Raw genomic sequence first — 14,797 nt, 5'->3', positions numbered from 1 at the left:
CAATGTGGGGCTATATCATGGGATTACATTTTAAGCGAGACGGTTACAACTCCGTCCGGTGCCTTCGCAACGTTAATGGCCGTCAGCGTGTTAAGCACCAGATCCGCCTCGTTCAGGCGGGGTGAACCCGCCGGAACATTAACGGCGATGACGTGGCTTCCGGCGTTCAACCCCGCCAGTACGCCTGCTGCCGCATCCTCCACCACCACACAATCGGCTGGTGCCAGGCCAAGCAGTTCGGCACCGAGCAAAAAGGCATCCGGTTCAGGCTTGCCGCGCTTCACGCGCTCTGCCGTGATAAACACTTCGGGCGTCGGTAACCCTGCGGCCTTGTGGCGGGCATGGGCAACGGGCACCGAGCCGGAGGTGACGATCGCCCACGGGATTTGTGCTTCGTTCAGATGTTCAAGCAGTTCACGCGCCCCCGGCAGCGCTGTGATGCCATCCGTGTCGGTGGCTTCAATGTGCTCAAGATAGCTGAACTCCGCCTGAATCTCTTCCTCAGAACGTCCTGCTAAGAAGTGCCGCAATGAGGTTATGGCCTGTTTGCCATGGATAAAATTCAGTACTTCCTGATGGTCAATGCCATGTCTGTCCGCCCAATGGCACCATGAACGCTCCACAACCGGCAGCGAATCCACCAGCGTACCGTCCAAATCAAACAGAAAACCTCTACACTGCACAAGCACCTCCATCAGGCATTAATAATTTGTTGAATCTCATTGTTACTTAAATGGTACTGGCGCGGGCAGGCGTGCCAGACGCTCAGCATGCGCTGATATTTTTCCCACATTGGGGTCTGCGCATTGAAGCCGTGTGTGCCCGCGTCAAAATGGGTATAGCGCCCTTCCGTGTTCACCATAAAACGCACATAGCTCAGATAACGCGCTTCCGTTGCGGCATCAAAGCCCAGGAAGGTGACGCGACGTTCGTCAATGGACTGCTGATCTTTGAGATTGGTCCAGGAAACATGCAGGGCGTGATACATCTCCATAATGTCGATCACGGTGCGGCAGGTTTCTTCTTTCATCTCACCAAACTCGCGGTCCAGTTCACGCATCTGCAAACCAAAGCCACGTTCGACGATTGTCTGCAGGCGGCTGTAGCGCTCAGCGTTATCGGGATCAAGCATAGTCATCATTTTGTACTGGTTGGACAAAATCAGACGTTGAGCATGGGTCATTTCCATCTTTCGACTCCTGTAGCGCATTGCACTGTAAAAAAAAGACACGGTAACGGTGAGTTACTGTGCCTTCTTTTATTCGTCGTTTCGATGATCAATCACAAGTCATCGAGGAATGTTTTGTCGAGTTGCTTAAAAGCGCGCTTGAGCGTGTCAGCCAGCGCCTGGTAATCGGGCTTGCCTTCGACCGGGGCAAGCGCCTGCCCGGCTTCCTCCAGTTTCCCGCGAACTTCATAAAACCAGTGTAAAATAGAAGGCGGGAGTGGCGTGATAGAACGTTTACCTAACCACCACAGACCCTGCATCGGCAGACTTAACGCGAAAAGTGCCGTCGCAACGGCCGGGCCAAGCTGCCCGCCCAGCGCGATTTGCCAGCAGAGCGTAAAGATGGCGACAGGTGGCATAAAGCGAATCGCATAGCGCGTGGCGCGGATCGTGCGATTCTCAATAAACATGGGCGCAAGGCGCTTTTCCATTGGCCACGTCTTTGCGTAATGCTGTCCCCGACGAAACAGACTGAAAAAATTCACGGACGGGTTCTCTGGTGTCGACATGGCTGTACCTCAACTTCACATATAAAAATTAAAATTTTCGTGCAAAACCACAACAGGCTATGACAACGTTCAAAATATTTTGTCATCAGCACCCCGTATCGGGTATTCTGTGCCAGCCTGATAGGCCCTTAGACGAGAACCATTAACTCGTCAAATTATCGCATATTATGCCATTGGCTGAAAAATGTTCAAAATGGCATAAAATCATATGTATTTCTTCCATCATGCCACAATGTTCGTTTGGCATGATGTTAATCATAAATGTCTGAGTCATTATGCGTTACGCTTTTAGACTCCCTGACGTTTTTTTAGCCACGTATCAATAATAGGTACTTCCATGTCGAGTAAGTTAGTACTGGTTCTGAACTGCGGTAGCTCCTCACTGAAATTCGCCATCATCGATGCGCTCAACGGTGACGAATACCTCTCTGGTTTGGCCGAATGTTTCCATCTGCCTGAAGCACGTATCAAGTGGAAGATGGACGGCAGCAAACAGGAAGCGGCTTTAGGTGCAGGCGCCGCTCACAGTGAAGCGCTGAACTTTATCGTTAACACTATTCTGGCACAAAAACCAGAACTGTCTGCTCAGCTGACTGCGATTGGTCACCGTATCGTCCACGGCGGCGAAAAATACACCCGTTCCGTCGTTATCGACGAAACGGTTATCCAGGGTATTAAAGACTCTGCCTCTTTCGCACCGCTGCACAACCCAGCTCACCTGATCGGTATCGCTGAAGCGCTGAAATCCTTCCCGCAGCTGAAAGACAAAAACGTGGCTGTGTTCGACACTGCGTTCCACCAGACCATGCCGGAAGAATCTTACCTCTATGCCCTGCCGTACAGCCTCTACAAAGAGCACGGCGTTCGTCGTTACGGCGCGCACGGCACCAGCCACTTCTATGTGACTCAGGAAGCCGCTAAAGTGCTGAACAAGCCGGTTGAAGAAGTTAACATCATCACCTGCCACCTGGGCAACGGTGGTTCTGTTTCTGCTATCCGCAACGGTAAATGTGTTGATACATCCATGGGTCTGACCCCGCTGGAAGGTCTGGTGATGGGTACCCGTTCCGGTGACATCGACCCGGCGATCATCTTCCACCTGCACGACACCCTGGGCATGAGCGTTGATCAGATCAACAAAATGCTGACCAAAGAGTCTGGCCTGCTGGGTCTGACCGAAGTCACCAGCGACTGCCGTTATGTTGAAGACAACTACGCAGAAAAAGCAGACGCTAAACGTGCAATGGACGTTTACTGCCACCGTCTGGCGAAGTACATCGGCTCTTACACTGCGCTGATGGACGGTCGTCTGGACGCGGTTATCTTCACCGGTGGTATCGGTGAGAACGCGGCAATGGTTCGTGAACTGTCCCTGGGTAAACTGGGCGTTCTGGGCTTCGAAGTTGACCACGAGCGTAACCTGGCTGCCCGCTTCGGCAAGTCTGGCTTCATCAACAAAGAAGGCACCCGTCCGGCTATCGTTATTCCAACTAACGAAGAGCTGGTCATCGCGCAAGACGCGCACCGCCTGACTGCCTGATTCCACACCGCCAGCAATGCTGGCGGTGCTGTTTTGTAGCCCGCCCCCTGTCGGCGGTAACGAAAGAGGATAAACCGTGTCCCGTACTATTATGCTGATCCCTACCGGAACCAGCGTCGGTCTGACCAGCGTCAGCCTTGGCGTTATCCGTGCTATGGAACGCAAAGGCGTTCGTCTGAGCGTCTTTAAGCCTATCGCCCAGCCTCGTGCCGGTGGCGATGCGCCAGACCAGACCACCACCATCGTGCGTAAGAACTCCAATCTGCCAGCGGCTGAACCGCTGAAGATGAGCCACGTTGAATCTCTGCTCTCCAGCAACCAGAAAGACGTGCTGATGGAAGAGATCATCGCCAACTATCACGCTAACACGCAAGACGCGGAAGTGGTGCTGGTTGAAGGCCTGGTCCCGACCCGCAAACACCAGTTCGCTCAGTCTCTGAACTTCGAAATCGCGAAAACGCTGAATGCTGAAATCGTGTTCGTCATGTCCCAGGGTACCGATAACCAGGAACAGCTGAAAGAGCGTATCGAACTGACCCGCAGCAGCTTCGGCGGCGCGAAAAATACCAACATCACCGGCGTTATCGTTAACAAACTGAACGCACCGGTTGATGAGCAAGGTCGTACCCGTCCTGACCTGTCCGAAATCTTCGATGACTCTTCTAAAGCGAAAGTGGTTAAAGTTGATCCGGCGACTCTGCAGGATTCCAGCCCGCTGCCAGTACTGGGCGTGGTGCCATGGAGCTTCGACCTGATTGCTACCCGTGCAATCGACATGGCGCGTCACCTGAACGCTACCGTGATTAACGAAGGCGACATCAACACCCGCCGCGTGAAGTCTGTGACCTTCTGTGCGCGTAGCATTCCGCACATGCTGGAACACTTCCGCGCAGGCTCCCTGCTCGTGACCTCCGCTGACCGTCCTGACGTGCTGGTTGCTGCGTGCCTGGCCGCGATGAACGGTGTGGAAATCGGTGCCATTCTGCTGACCGGTGCTTACGAGATGGATCCACGCGTAAGCAAGCTGTGCGAACGTGCGTTCGCCACTGGCCTGCCAGTCTTTATGGTGAACACCAACACCTGGCAGACCTCTCTGAGCCTGCAGAGCTTCAACCTGGAAGTGCCGGTTGATGACCATGAGCGTATCGAGAAAGTGCAGGAATACGTTGCGGGCTACATCAACGCAGACTGGATTGAATCCCTGACGGCGACCTCCGAGCGCAGCCGTCGTCTGTCTCCTCCGGCCTTCCGTTACCAGCTGACCGAGCTGGCGCGTAAAGCGGGCAAACGTGTTGTTCTGCCAGAAGGCGACGAACCACGTACCGTTAAAGCGGCTGCCATCTGTGCAGAGCGCGGCATCGCGACCTGTGTGCTGCTGGGTAACCCGGATGAAATTAACCGCGTTGCTGCCTCTCAGGGCGTTGAGCTGGGTGCAGGTATTGAAATCGTCGACCCGGAAGTGGTTCGCGAAAGCTATGTTGCGCGCCTGGTTGAGCTGCGTAAGAGCAAGGGCATGACCGAAGCCGTAGCGCGTGAGCAGCTTGAAGACAACGTTGTGCTGGGCACGCTGATGCTGGAGCAGGACGAAGTTGACGGTCTGGTTTCCGGTGCGGTTCACACCACAGCGAACACCATCCGTCCACCGCTGCAGCTGATCAAAACGGCGCCAGGCAGTTCTCTGGTGTCTTCCGTGTTCTTCATGCTGCTGCCTGAACAGGTTTACGTTTACGGTGACTGTGCGATCAACCCGGATCCAACTGCAGAGCAGCTGGCTGAGATTGCTATTCAGTCTGCCGATTCCGCGATTGCCTTCGGTATTGAACCTCGCGTGGCAATGCTCTCCTACTCCACCGGTACTTCTGGTGCAGGTAGCGATGTAGAGAAAGTCCGTGAAGCGACACGTCTGGCACAGGAAAAACGTCCTGATCTGATGATCGACGGTCCGCTGCAGTATGATGCCGCGGTTATGGCTGACGTTGCGAAATCCAAAGCACCGAACTCACCGGTTGCGGGTCGCGCTACCGTGTTCATCTTCCCGGATCTGAACACCGGTAACACCACCTACAAAGCGGTACAGCGTTCTGCAGACCTGATCTCCATCGGGCCAATGCTGCAGGGTATGCGCAAACCTGTAAACGACCTGTCCCGTGGCGCGCTGGTTGACGATATCGTCTACACCATCGCTCTGACCGCGATCCAGTCTTCACAACAGCAGTAATACGTTACTGACTAAAAAGGCGACCCGAGGGTCGCCTTTTTTATTTACAACAACTCCCTCGCCGCCGACACAATGTCGTGTGCCGTCAGGCCATACTCCTTCTGCAGGAAGTCCTGTGTCCCCACCTGGCCGTAACGCTCCTTCACGCCCACCCGACGCATCGGCACCGGACAGGTTTCCACCAGCACTTCCGCCACTGCCGATCCCAGCCCGTTATGAATGCTGTGGTTTTCGCAGGTCACGATACGTCCGGTTTTCTCGGCGTAGTTTTTCACCAGCATCCGGTCAATCGGCTTAAGGGTAAACATATCGATCACCGCGGCGCTGACGCCCTCCTGTTCGAGCTGACGCGCCGCTTCAAGCGCTTCCGCCACCATAATGCCGTTGGCAATCAGGGTGATGTCACTGCCTTCGCGCAGTACGTTGCCCTTGCCAAGCGTAAATGTCGAACCCGGCGCATAAACGCTCGGAGCCTGCTTACGGATGGTACGCACCCAGTAGAAACCTTCGAGGTCAATAAGCTGGCGCAGTACATCTTCAAACATCACCGCATCCGTTACCTCCAGCACCACCGAATGGGCCAGCCCCCGCACGATGCCCATATCTTCAAACGACATATGCGTGCCGCCGTTATGACAGGCCGTCACGCCGGCATCTGAGGCAATGACCTTCACATTGTTACGCTGGTAGTCCAGGGACATAAACAGCTGGTCGAAACAGCGACGGCTGGCGAAGGCGGTAAAGGTATGCACGAACGGCTTGCGTCCGGTCAGCGACAACCCCGCCGCCGTCCCCATAACGTTCGCTTCCATGATGCCGCAGTTAATCACATGCTGCGGATAATCACGCGCCACGCCATCCATCGCCATTGAGCTCATCAGATCCGCCTCGAGGGCGATAATGTCGCTCCCGGCTTCAATCTGCTGTGCCACAAACCCCGCGTAGACTTTACGCATCTCAACGGCGTCTTTCTGACCTGCAGGTGCAACCTTAATCATGTGAAGCCTCCAGTTGGCGAATCGTCTCGTTGAGGGCCGCCTTGCTCTCGGCGGTTAATCGCAGATGGTGCGAGTTACTCAGTTGCTCCAGATACGGCACGCCCTGCCCTTTGATGCTGTCGAGGATCACCACCAGCGGGCGAGCATCCGCCGCCGGAACCAGCGATGTCACTTCCAGCAGTGCCGGAATGTCATCTCCTTTCACCGTCACCACGTCAAACCCGAAGGCACGGAATTTTCCTTCCAGATCGAACGCACAGATAATGTCGTCGAGTTCGCCATCAAGCTGTTGTTTGTTCCAGTCAACGAATACCGTCAGGTTATTCAGGCGATGGTGTGCAATAAACTGGAACGCTTCCCAGCACTGCCCTTCGTTCAGCTCGCCGTCGCCGACGATACAGAAAACCCGGTTGGGGCGTCCCGCCAGCTTATGCGACAGCGCCATTCCACCGGCGATGGAAATCCCCTGCCCCAGCGAGCCGGTGGTGGCATCCACCCCGCGCGTTTTTAGCCGGTCCGGATGGCTCGGCAGACGCGTACCGTTCTGGTTCAGCGTGCTCAGTTCTTCCATCGGGAAGTAGCCTTTGATCGCCAGGGTGCTGTACAGCGCCGGACCAGCATGTCCTTTTGACAAGACAAAGTAGTCACGCTCTGGCCAGTCCGGGTCGGCCGGGTCAATTTTCATCACTGCGCCGTACAACACGGCCAGGGTTTCAACAACCGACATACTGCCGCCGTAGTGACCAAAGCCCAGCTGGGTCAGCATTTTCAGCGTTTCAAGGCGGATCTGACGCGCCAGATGGGTTATCTCATTCTCATTCATGATTTGGCTCCGGTGTTTTCCTGCGCGTTATCGCCCGCAGATTTGTTTTTAGCGAACACGTTGTACGCCACCAGCAGTGCGAACAACGCCACAACAAGGCCGGTGATGGCAAGCGGCGACAGGAAGCGCGCCAGGTTACCCAGCACGATCCCGACAGCGCCAAAGTCAGCGTCCGAGAACGTGGTATTGGCAAATCCAATTGCCCCCAGCACCGGCAGCAGCAGAACCGGCAGGAAGGTGATCAGCAGGCCGTTGGCAAACGCACCAATCATCGCTCCACGACGTCCCCCGGTGGCGTTACCAAACACGCCCGCGGTAGCGCCGGTGAAGAAGTGCGGCACCACGCCAGGCAGAATCAGCACCCAGCTGAATTGCCCACAGATAAACAGCCCCACCAGCCCGCCAAGGAAGCTGAACAGGAAGCCAATCAGCACCGCATTCGGCGCATACGGATAGACAACCGGGCAGTCCAGAGCCGGACGTGCATTCGGCACCAGTTTTTCAGAAAAGCCGGTAAAGGCCGGGACGATTTCCGCCAGAATCAGGCGCACACCCTGCAGGATGATGAACACCCCCGCGGCGAACGTGATGGCCATGATGATGGCATAGACCAGGTAGTTCTGACCGCCGCTAAAGGTCGCCTCAACGTAGTCACGCCCGGCGCTCACCGCCATGATCAGGTAGATGATCATCATGGTCAGCGAGATGGAGATAGAGCTGTCGCGCAGGAAGCTCAGGTTCTTCGGCAGGTTCATCTCTTCAGTCGAGCGAGAGCCTTTGCCGAACTTGCTGCCAATCCAGCCGGAGAGAACATAGCCCAGGGTACCGAAGTGACCAAAAGCGATGTCATCGTTGCCGGTAATGCGCTTCATGTAACGCTGCGCCAGCGCCGGGAAGAAGGCCATCACCAGACCGAGGATCAGCGACCCGGTAAAGACCAGACCAACGCCCTCAAAGCCCGCCACGGTGAGGATGACCCCAATCATGCATGCCATGTAGAAGGTGTGATGCCCGGTCAGGAAGATATACTTCAGACGCGTAAAGCGGGCGACAATGATATTTGCCACCATACCGAATGCCATAATCAGTGCGGTAGAGGCACCGTATTTCTCTAGCGCAATAGAAACAATTGCCTCGTTATTGGGAATAATGCCCTGAATATTAAAGGCGTGTTCAAACATTCCGCCTAACGGATTTAATGACCCAACCAGCACCGTAGCCCCGCCGCCAAGCACAATAAAACCGAGTATGGTTTTAATGGTCCCTTTCACCACATCAGAAAAAGATTTCTTTTGAGCGACCAGGCCAATTAAGGCTATTAAGCCCACCAGAACCGACGGGACTTTTAATATATCAACAACGAAATTCAGCGTTTCAAGGATAAACATATCCACCTCGCCTTATCAGGATTATTGTCTGTCGAACCAGGCGCGGAGCTGCGCTTCGAGTTCGTTGATATCAATGATGTTGTTGATCACCACCAGCTGGCTTTCCGGCACGCTGGCGCTGGCGGCAATGTCCTTCGCCATCACGAAAAGATCGGCGGCACCCGGCGTTGCCGAGGAGAGATCGGAGTGTTCAACGTCGGCGTCAATGGCCAGCTTCTTGAGCACCTTTTTAATATTCATTTCGACCATAAAACTACTGCCCAGGCCTGAACCGCAAATAGCCATAATTTTCATTGTTGTCCCCTTTTTTTGAGTAGAGCACGCCCCATCACGCTAAACGTAATGTTGTGATAAATCGGATGAGAGAATTAAATCAGAAGCGGTCAATAATCGTTTTAATATCCTCCAGGGTATTCGCCTGATGCAATTCAGCCATATCGTCGTCGCTGGAAAATAATTCAGCGAGGGCAGAGATCATGTCGATGTGACTGTGTTTATCCGGCGCCGCGAGCATAATAATAACATCCACGGGATCGAACTCACCGGCACCAAAAGAGACTCCCTTTTTCAGTTTTAATAATGAGAGGCCTAATCCTTTGGCCCCCTCTTCCGGCCGCCCATGCGGCATGGCCAGCCCTGGTGCCAGCACATAATAAGGTCCTAGTGCATGATGCTGCTCAATGATGGCCGTCACGTATTCCGGGCCAATCACCTGCAGATCCAGCAACGGTTTCGCACATATTTCCAGCGCCTGAGGCCAGCTTTCCACGCTCTCCTGCAGCGTGATGGTTGTATCATATATCCACTTTTTCAGCATTTCTCCGTCCCGCCACAATGCAAAAGATGAGCAAACTTTATTCAACACATCCCTTATTGACTGCGATCGGGATCACAAAGATAGCGCTACCAATCGCTAACATTCAGAAGTGTGATAGCGCTATCAAATTGTAATCATGGTGTGAATTCACAGCAAAAAAAGGGATTTAAGGCGTATACTGCGTTTCACGTGAAACGAAGGATGATAATAAAAACGCGTCTGGTCAGCAGGAAGGTGTATGTCTCTAACCCGAAAACGGCGCAGTACCGGTAAAGTGACACTCGCCGATGTCGCACAGCTTGCCGGGGTGGGCACGATGACCGTGTCCCGTGCACTCCGCACGCCTGAACAGGTTTCCGATAAACTGCGAGAAAAAATAGAAGCCGCTGTACAGGAATTGGGCTACATGCCTAATCTCGCTGCGAGCGCGCTGGCCTCGGCATCGTCATGGACGATTGCGATGGTCGTTCCTAATCTCTCCGAATCCGGTTGCTCGGAGATGTTCGCCGGGCTTCAGCAGGTGCTGCAGCCTGCCGGCTACCAGATCATGCTGGCCGAATCACAGCATCGACTCGAGCAGGAAGAAAAATTGCTGGAGACGCTGCTGGCGTCGAACATTGCCGCTGCGATTTTGCTCAGCGTTGAACACTCCGATACTGTCCGCCACTGGCTGAAAAACGCCTCCATTCCGGTCATGGAAATGGGGGCCATGCGCGCCGATCCTATTGATATGAATATCGGGATTGATAACGTCGCGGCGATGTACGAACTGACGGAGATGGTTATTAAGCGCGGCTACCAGAATATTGGCCTGCTGTGTGCTAACCAGGAGCAGTGGATTTTCCAGCAGCATTTACAGGGCTGGTACAAAGCGATGCTTCGCCACCATATGTCACCAAACCGGGTGATTAACGCCGCCATGCCACCGAGTTTTTCCACGGGTGCGGCGCAACTGCCGGAGTTCCTGCTGGCGTGGCCGGAGCTGGATGCACTGGTGTGCGTGTCGGATGAACTGGCCTGCGGGGCACTTTATGAATGCCAGCGTCGGCGCATAAAAGTACCGGACGATCTGGCCGTGGTGGGTTTTGGCGATAGCGACGTCAGCCGGGTCTGTCAGCCACCGCTGACGACCATGGCTGTGCCACATCGTAAGATTGGGATTGAAGCGGGACGCGCGTTACTGGAACGTCTGAATGATGGAGACTGGCGCGACCATAAACCCATCGCGTCCAGCCTGTGTTTGCGGGAGAGCTGTTGAGGCTTACTCCGCCTCTTCCTCTTTTTCCGCTTTCGTGGATTCGTTTTTAGCGTTGCGGGTCATCCACAGCGCCAGCGCTTTTAACGAATCCGGGGTGAACTCGTCGCAACGCGCGGTAATTTCTTCCGGCGTCATCCAGTTCACTTCGCTCACTTCTTCTTCCTGCAGGGCGAACGGGCCATGGGAAACGCAGCTAAACAGCCCGCCCCAGACGCGGCAATGCTCGTCCTCGAAATAGAACTGACCATGCTCGGCAAACGGCACGCTGGCAATCCCTAACTCTTCTTCCGCTTCACGACGCGCGGAGTCCAGCAGAACTTCATCCGCCTGAACAACGCCGCCTGCAGTTGCATCCAGCATACCAGGGAGAAAATCTTTGGTGTCCGTGCGGCGCTGAACCAGAATTTTGCCCATCCCGTCATGCACAACGATGTATGTCGCACGGTGACGCAGACGCTCCGCGCGCATTTGTTCGCGGCTGGCCTGCGCGATCACTTCATTCTCTTCGTTGACAATGTCAACCCACTCTGTACTTGCCAAATGACTCTGCTCCACCATCGGGAAACCTTCTCGTCTAAGCGCTCTTTCGGCGCGTTTGCAGTTGAGGTGTAACTTACGGATTAATCGCTATTTGCGCAATAACTTGCTGATCATTAAGTGCGATTACGCTTAACGTATTCTCATCGAGCATGCCATAGCTTGCTGGATTTCCACCTTTCGGTATGCTGACCGAACCGGGGTTAAAGTGATACATCTCGCCGCGTTTTTCTGCCACCGGAATATGAGTATGACCGTAAACCAGGACATCGCCAGCCGCCAGTGCCGGGAGATTTTCCGGGCTAAAAAGATGACCATGGGTCAGGAACAGACGGCTATTTTCCATCAGCACCTGTTGCCAGGGGGCAGTGATGGGAAAATCCAGCAGCATCTGGTCCACTTCACTGTCGCAGTTACCGCGAACGGCGATAATGCGCGAAGCATACTGATTGAGTTTTTCCGCTACCTGCGCCGGTGCATAGCCTTCCGGCAGCGCATTGCGCGGACCATGATTTAACACATCCCCCAGAATCACCAGCCATTGCGCCCTGCTTTGAGCAAACAGAGAAAGAACACGCTCGGTCGCGGGCAGCGAACCATGGATATCAGACGCAAACATCAGTTTCATCAGTCACTCCCTGGAAATCAGACTGCCCTATCATACCTGAAGCGTCAGGCTATATCAGCCCGCCCGCTTAGCGGAGAGTGCCACATAGCGCTGCACTGAGGCGCGTTGCCACTGAAACGCGGCATAATCCACCAGCAGCTGAGGCACCTCATCTCCATTGAGGATCAGACGGTTCAGCATCAGCGCCAGATCGGTATCGGCAATACACCACTCGCCGAATAAATTCGGATTACCATGAGCCAGCAGAGAAGACGCGGTATCGATCAGTTTTTGGGCACTGGCCGCACCGTCTTTACTCAGCGCCGGTTTTTTCACCCCGGCAAACACCACATCCGTGGAGCGTTCCACGCGAATCGGCACCAGATCGCTGCGCAGCCACGCCTGGATCTGACGTGCGCGGGCACGTTTTTGCAGATCGTGAGGGTAGATGCGCTCCCACTCAGGTGGTGCGAACCGATCTTCCAGATACTCATCGATCGCCGACGATTCACTCAGCGCGAAGCCATCAATGTCCAGCACCGGCACGCGACGGGTCAGGGCGTAGCCCTGCCACTGTGGTTTCAGATGTTCACCGCCGTCCAGATCCACCGTCTTTAGCGTAAATGACAGTCCTTTTTCGGCCAGCGCCACATACGCGCTCAGAACATAGGGAGAAAAGAAATCTGCATCGGACCATAACGTGATTACGGGCTGGTTCATAACATCCTCATCGGCTGATCGGTTTTCATTCAACATATAATCTCTTTGCCTCGCTGTCACTTGATGAAAACTCACGATTTACAACAACCACCTATACTCATTTTTCATGGCGTCACTATTTTCACTGACAGGAGTTGAGAATGATCGACCTTTATTATGCCCCCACCCCGAACGGCCATAAGATCACCCTCTTTCTTGAGGAAGCCGAACTGGATTACAGGATCATTCGCGTGGATATCAGCAAAGGCGATCAGTTCAGTCCTCTCTTTCTGGCTATATCGCCAAACAATAAAATCCCGGCCATTATTGATAACCATCCTGCCGATGGGGGCAAGCCGTTGAGCCTGTTTGAATCCGGAGAAATATTGCTCTATCTGGCAGAGAAGACTGGCAAATTGCTGAGCGGAGAGCTGCGCGAGCGTCACCACACGCTGCAGTGGCTTTTCTGGCAGACGAGCGGTCTGGGGCCGATGCTCGGACAAAACCACCATTTTACAGCCTACGCGCCGCAGCCGATTCCTTATGCTATCGAACGCTATCAGGTGGAAACCCAGCGGTTATACGGCGTTCTGAACCGTCGGCTGGAGAAAGCACCGTGGCTCGGCGGGGATCATTACAGCATCGCCGACATTGCCTGCTGGCCCTGGGTGAATACCCATGAAAAGCACCGCATTGACCTGGCGTCTTACCCGGCGGTGAACAACTGGTTTGAACGAATCCGCACGCGTCCGGCCACCGAACGCGCCATGCAAAAAATCCAGCAAATTTAAGCCGGTGGCTGGTGTGTGCCGGAGAGGCTCTCATGTATTATGTGAAGGAAATTCTGACACGGAGAAGACCTGCAATGTCACAGCATGACGCTATTATTCGTATAAAAAATTTACGCCTACGCACCTTCATCGGAATCAAAGAGGAAGAGATCGCCAACCGTCAGGATATCGTGATTAATGTGGTTATCCACTACCCGGCTGAGAAAGCGCGGGCCAGCGAAGACATTAATGATGCGCTGAACTACCGCACGATAACCAAAAAAATCATCCAGTACGTGGAAAACAACCGCTTCTCTTTACTGGAAAAATTAACTCAGGATGTGCTCGACATCGCACGCGATCATCACTGGGTCACTTATGCTGAAGTAGAGATCGATAAACTTCACGCCCTGCGTTACGCCGATTCCGTCTCGATGACGTTAAGCTGGCAACGCCAGGCGTAACCCTGGAGGTTGTATGAAGATTTTGCTGACCGGCGGTACCGGCCTGATTGGTCGCCATCTCATTGCGCGTCTGCAGGCGTTGCATCACGACATCACCGTGGTGACGCGCAGTCCAGAGAAAGCGCGCCAGGTGCTGGGCGCAGGTATCGACATCTGGAGAAATCTGGCCGAGCAGCAGAATCTGGACGGGTTTGACGCCGTCATCAACCTGGCAGGCGAACCGATCGCCGATAAGCGCTGGACGGAAGAACAAAAACAGCTCCTGTGCAGCAGCCGGTGGACCCTTACCGAGAAGCTGGTTGAGCTTATCCGCAACAGTCATACCCCGCCGTCGGTTCTCATTTCGGGTTCTGCCGTAGGGTATTACGGCGATCTCGGCGAGGTGGTGGTAACGGAAGAAGAGCCGCCCCACAACGAGTTCACCCATAAACTTTGCGCCCAGTGGGAGCGTATCGCCTGTGCTGCGCAAAGCGATCATACCCGCGTCTGCCTGCTACGCACCGGTGTGGTCCTTGCCCCGAAAGGCGGCATTCTGGCGAAGATGCTCCCCCCTTTCAGGCTCGGTCTCGGCGGGCCAATCGGCAATGGCCGTCAGTATCTGGCGTGGATCCATATCGACGATATGGTCAACGGTATTATCTGGCTGCTGGATAACGATCTGCGCGGGCCGTTTAATATGGTTGCGCCCTACCCGGTGCGAAACGAACAGTTTGCCCATGCTCTCGGACATGCCCTGCATCGCCCGGCGATTTTGCGCGTGCCTGCTACGGTGATCCGCCTGATGATGGGTGAAGCGTCCGTGCTGGTGTTAGGCGGGCAACGGGCCCTGCCAAAACGGCTGGAAGCGGCCGGGTTTGCGTTCCGCTGGTATGACTTAGAAGAGGCGCTGGGGGATGTGGTGAGATAATGTTACAGTGATATGCCATGTTCCGACGAAATGG

Annotated in this window: 17 protein-coding genes; 6 read left to right on the top strand and 11 right to left on the bottom strand. The window is 54.6% G+C overall.

Annotated features, from left to right (window positions below; genetic code table 11):
• Positions 1-23: 23 nt before the first annotated feature.
• The 3 genes from AB6731_RS00330 to yfbV form a co-directional block, all read right to left on the bottom strand.
• Positions 24-683 (bottom strand): sugar phosphatase, encoded by a 660-nt coding sequence (locus AB6731_RS00330; RefSeq protein WP_047356572.1) that lies wholly within the window; start codon positions 681-683, stop codon positions 24-26.
• Between the two features lie 11 nt (positions 684-694).
• Positions 695-1,189 (bottom strand): YfbU family protein, encoded by a 495-nt coding sequence (locus tag AB6731_RS00325; protein ID WP_020883140.1) that lies wholly within the window; start codon positions 1,187-1,189, stop codon positions 695-697.
• A 92-nt stretch (positions 1,190-1,281) separates the two neighbouring features.
• On the bottom strand, positions 1,282-1,737 hold the full coding sequence (gene yfbV, locus AB6731_RS00320) for a terminus macrodomain insulation protein YfbV (RefSeq protein WP_008502875.1): 456 nt from the start codon (positions 1,735-1,737) through the stop codon (positions 1,282-1,284).
• A gap of 337 nt (positions 1,738-2,074) precedes the next feature.
• Here yfbV and ackA point away from each other — a divergent pair, with 337 nt between their 5' ends.
• Together ackA and pta are read left to right on the top strand one after the other, a co-directional pair.
• Positions 2,075-3,277 (top strand): acetate kinase, encoded by a 1,203-nt coding sequence (gene ackA, locus AB6731_RS00315; RefSeq protein ID WP_014171008.1) that lies wholly within the window; start codon positions 2,075-2,077, stop codon positions 3,275-3,277.
• 76 nt (positions 3,278-3,353) lie between these two features.
• On the top strand, positions 3,354-5,495 hold the full coding sequence (gene pta, locus AB6731_RS00310) for a phosphate acetyltransferase (RefSeq protein WP_014171009.1): 2,142 nt from the start codon (positions 3,354-3,356) through the stop codon (positions 5,493-5,495).
• A 44-nt stretch (positions 5,496-5,539) separates the two neighbouring features.
• Here the strand turns inward: pta and AB6731_RS00305 are convergent, their stop codons facing one another.
• The 5 genes from AB6731_RS00305 to AB6731_RS00285 form a co-directional block, all read right to left on the bottom strand.
• Positions 5,540-6,493 (bottom strand): transketolase family protein, encoded by a 954-nt coding sequence (locus tag AB6731_RS00305; RefSeq protein ID WP_025203581.1) that lies wholly within the window; start codon positions 6,491-6,493, stop codon positions 5,540-5,542.
• Positions 6,486-7,316: a transketolase gene (locus tag AB6731_RS00300; RefSeq protein WP_014171011.1), complete on the bottom strand. Its 831-nt coding sequence runs from the start codon at positions 7,314-7,316 to the stop codon at positions 6,486-6,488. Before AB6731_RS00300 ends, AB6731_RS00305 begins: the two co-directional genes overlap by 8 nt.
• On the bottom strand, positions 7,313-8,704 hold the full coding sequence (locus AB6731_RS00295; RefSeq protein WP_020883137.1) for a PTS ascorbate transporter subunit IIC: 1,392 nt from the start codon (positions 8,702-8,704) through the stop codon (positions 7,313-7,315). Before AB6731_RS00295 ends, AB6731_RS00300 begins: the two co-directional genes overlap by 4 nt.
• 21 nt (positions 8,705-8,725) lie before the next feature.
• On the bottom strand, positions 8,726-8,998 hold the full coding sequence (locus AB6731_RS00290) for a PTS sugar transporter subunit IIB (RefSeq protein ID WP_014171013.1): 273 nt from the start codon (positions 8,996-8,998) through the stop codon (positions 8,726-8,728).
• Between the two features lie 79 nt (positions 8,999-9,077).
• Entirely contained in the window at positions 9,078-9,521 is a 444-nt protein-coding gene (locus tag AB6731_RS00285; RefSeq protein ID WP_371005732.1) for a PTS sugar transporter subunit IIA, read from the bottom strand.
• 238 nt (positions 9,522-9,759) lie between these two features.
• Between AB6731_RS00285 and AB6731_RS00280 the strand changes: the two genes are divergently transcribed.
• Entirely contained in the window at positions 9,760-10,779 is a 1,020-nt protein-coding gene (locus AB6731_RS00280) for a LacI family DNA-binding transcriptional regulator (protein ID WP_014171015.1), read from the top strand.
• Between the two features lie 3 nt (positions 10,780-10,782).
• On the opposite strand, the gene yfcD is transcribed toward AB6731_RS00280, so the two are convergent.
• The 3 genes from yfcD to yfcF are packed head-to-tail and all read right to left on the bottom strand — an operon-like array spanning position 10,783 to position 12,643.
• Positions 10,783-11,337 (bottom strand): NUDIX hydrolase YfcD, encoded by a 555-nt coding sequence (gene yfcD / locus AB6731_RS00275; RefSeq protein ID WP_371005731.1) that lies wholly within the window; start codon positions 11,335-11,337, stop codon positions 10,783-10,785.
• Positions 11,338-11,392: 55 nt separating this feature from the next.
• Positions 11,393-11,944, bottom strand: a complete 552-nt coding sequence (gene yfcE, locus AB6731_RS00270; RefSeq protein ID WP_063214712.1) for a phosphodiesterase — start codon at positions 11,942-11,944, stop codon at positions 11,393-11,395.
• A 54-nt stretch (positions 11,945-11,998) separates the two neighbouring features.
• Entirely contained in the window at positions 11,999-12,643 is a 645-nt protein-coding gene (gene yfcF, locus AB6731_RS00265) for a glutathione transferase (RefSeq protein WP_049022765.1), read from the bottom strand.
• A gap of 140 nt (positions 12,644-12,783) precedes the next feature.
• Between yfcF and yfcG the strand changes: the two genes are divergently transcribed.
• The 3 genes from yfcG to AB6731_RS00250 all read left to right on the top strand — a co-directional run bounded on the left by yfcG (position 12,784) and on the right by AB6731_RS00250 (position 14,763).
• The gene (yfcG, locus tag AB6731_RS00260) at positions 12,784-13,413 is read left to right on the top strand and encodes a GSH-dependent disulfide bond oxidoreductase (protein WP_020883132.1); all 630 of its coding nucleotides are present in this window, start codon (positions 12,784-12,786) and stop codon (positions 13,411-13,413) included.
• Positions 13,414-13,487: 74 nt separating this feature from the next.
• Positions 13,488-13,856, top strand: coding sequence for a dihydroneopterin triphosphate 2'-epimerase (folX, locus tag AB6731_RS00255; RefSeq protein WP_020883131.1), 369 nt, complete (start codon positions 13,488-13,490; stop codon positions 13,854-13,856).
• Between the two features lie 13 nt (positions 13,857-13,869).
• Positions 13,870-14,763 carry a TIGR01777 family oxidoreductase gene (locus AB6731_RS00250; RefSeq protein ID WP_371005730.1) on the top strand — a complete coding sequence of 298 codons (894 nt, stop codon included), beginning with the start codon at positions 13,870-13,872 and terminating at the stop codon, positions 14,761-14,763.
• The last annotated feature ends 34 nt before the right edge of the window (positions 14,764-14,797 follow it).

Source organism: Enterobacter sp. RCC_40, assembly GCF_041360735.1.
GTDB classification, from domain to species: domain Bacteria; phylum Pseudomonadota; class Gammaproteobacteria; order Enterobacterales; family Enterobacteriaceae; genus Enterobacter; species Enterobacter ludwigii.
This window is presented reverse-complemented; position numbering and strand designations above follow the sequence as displayed.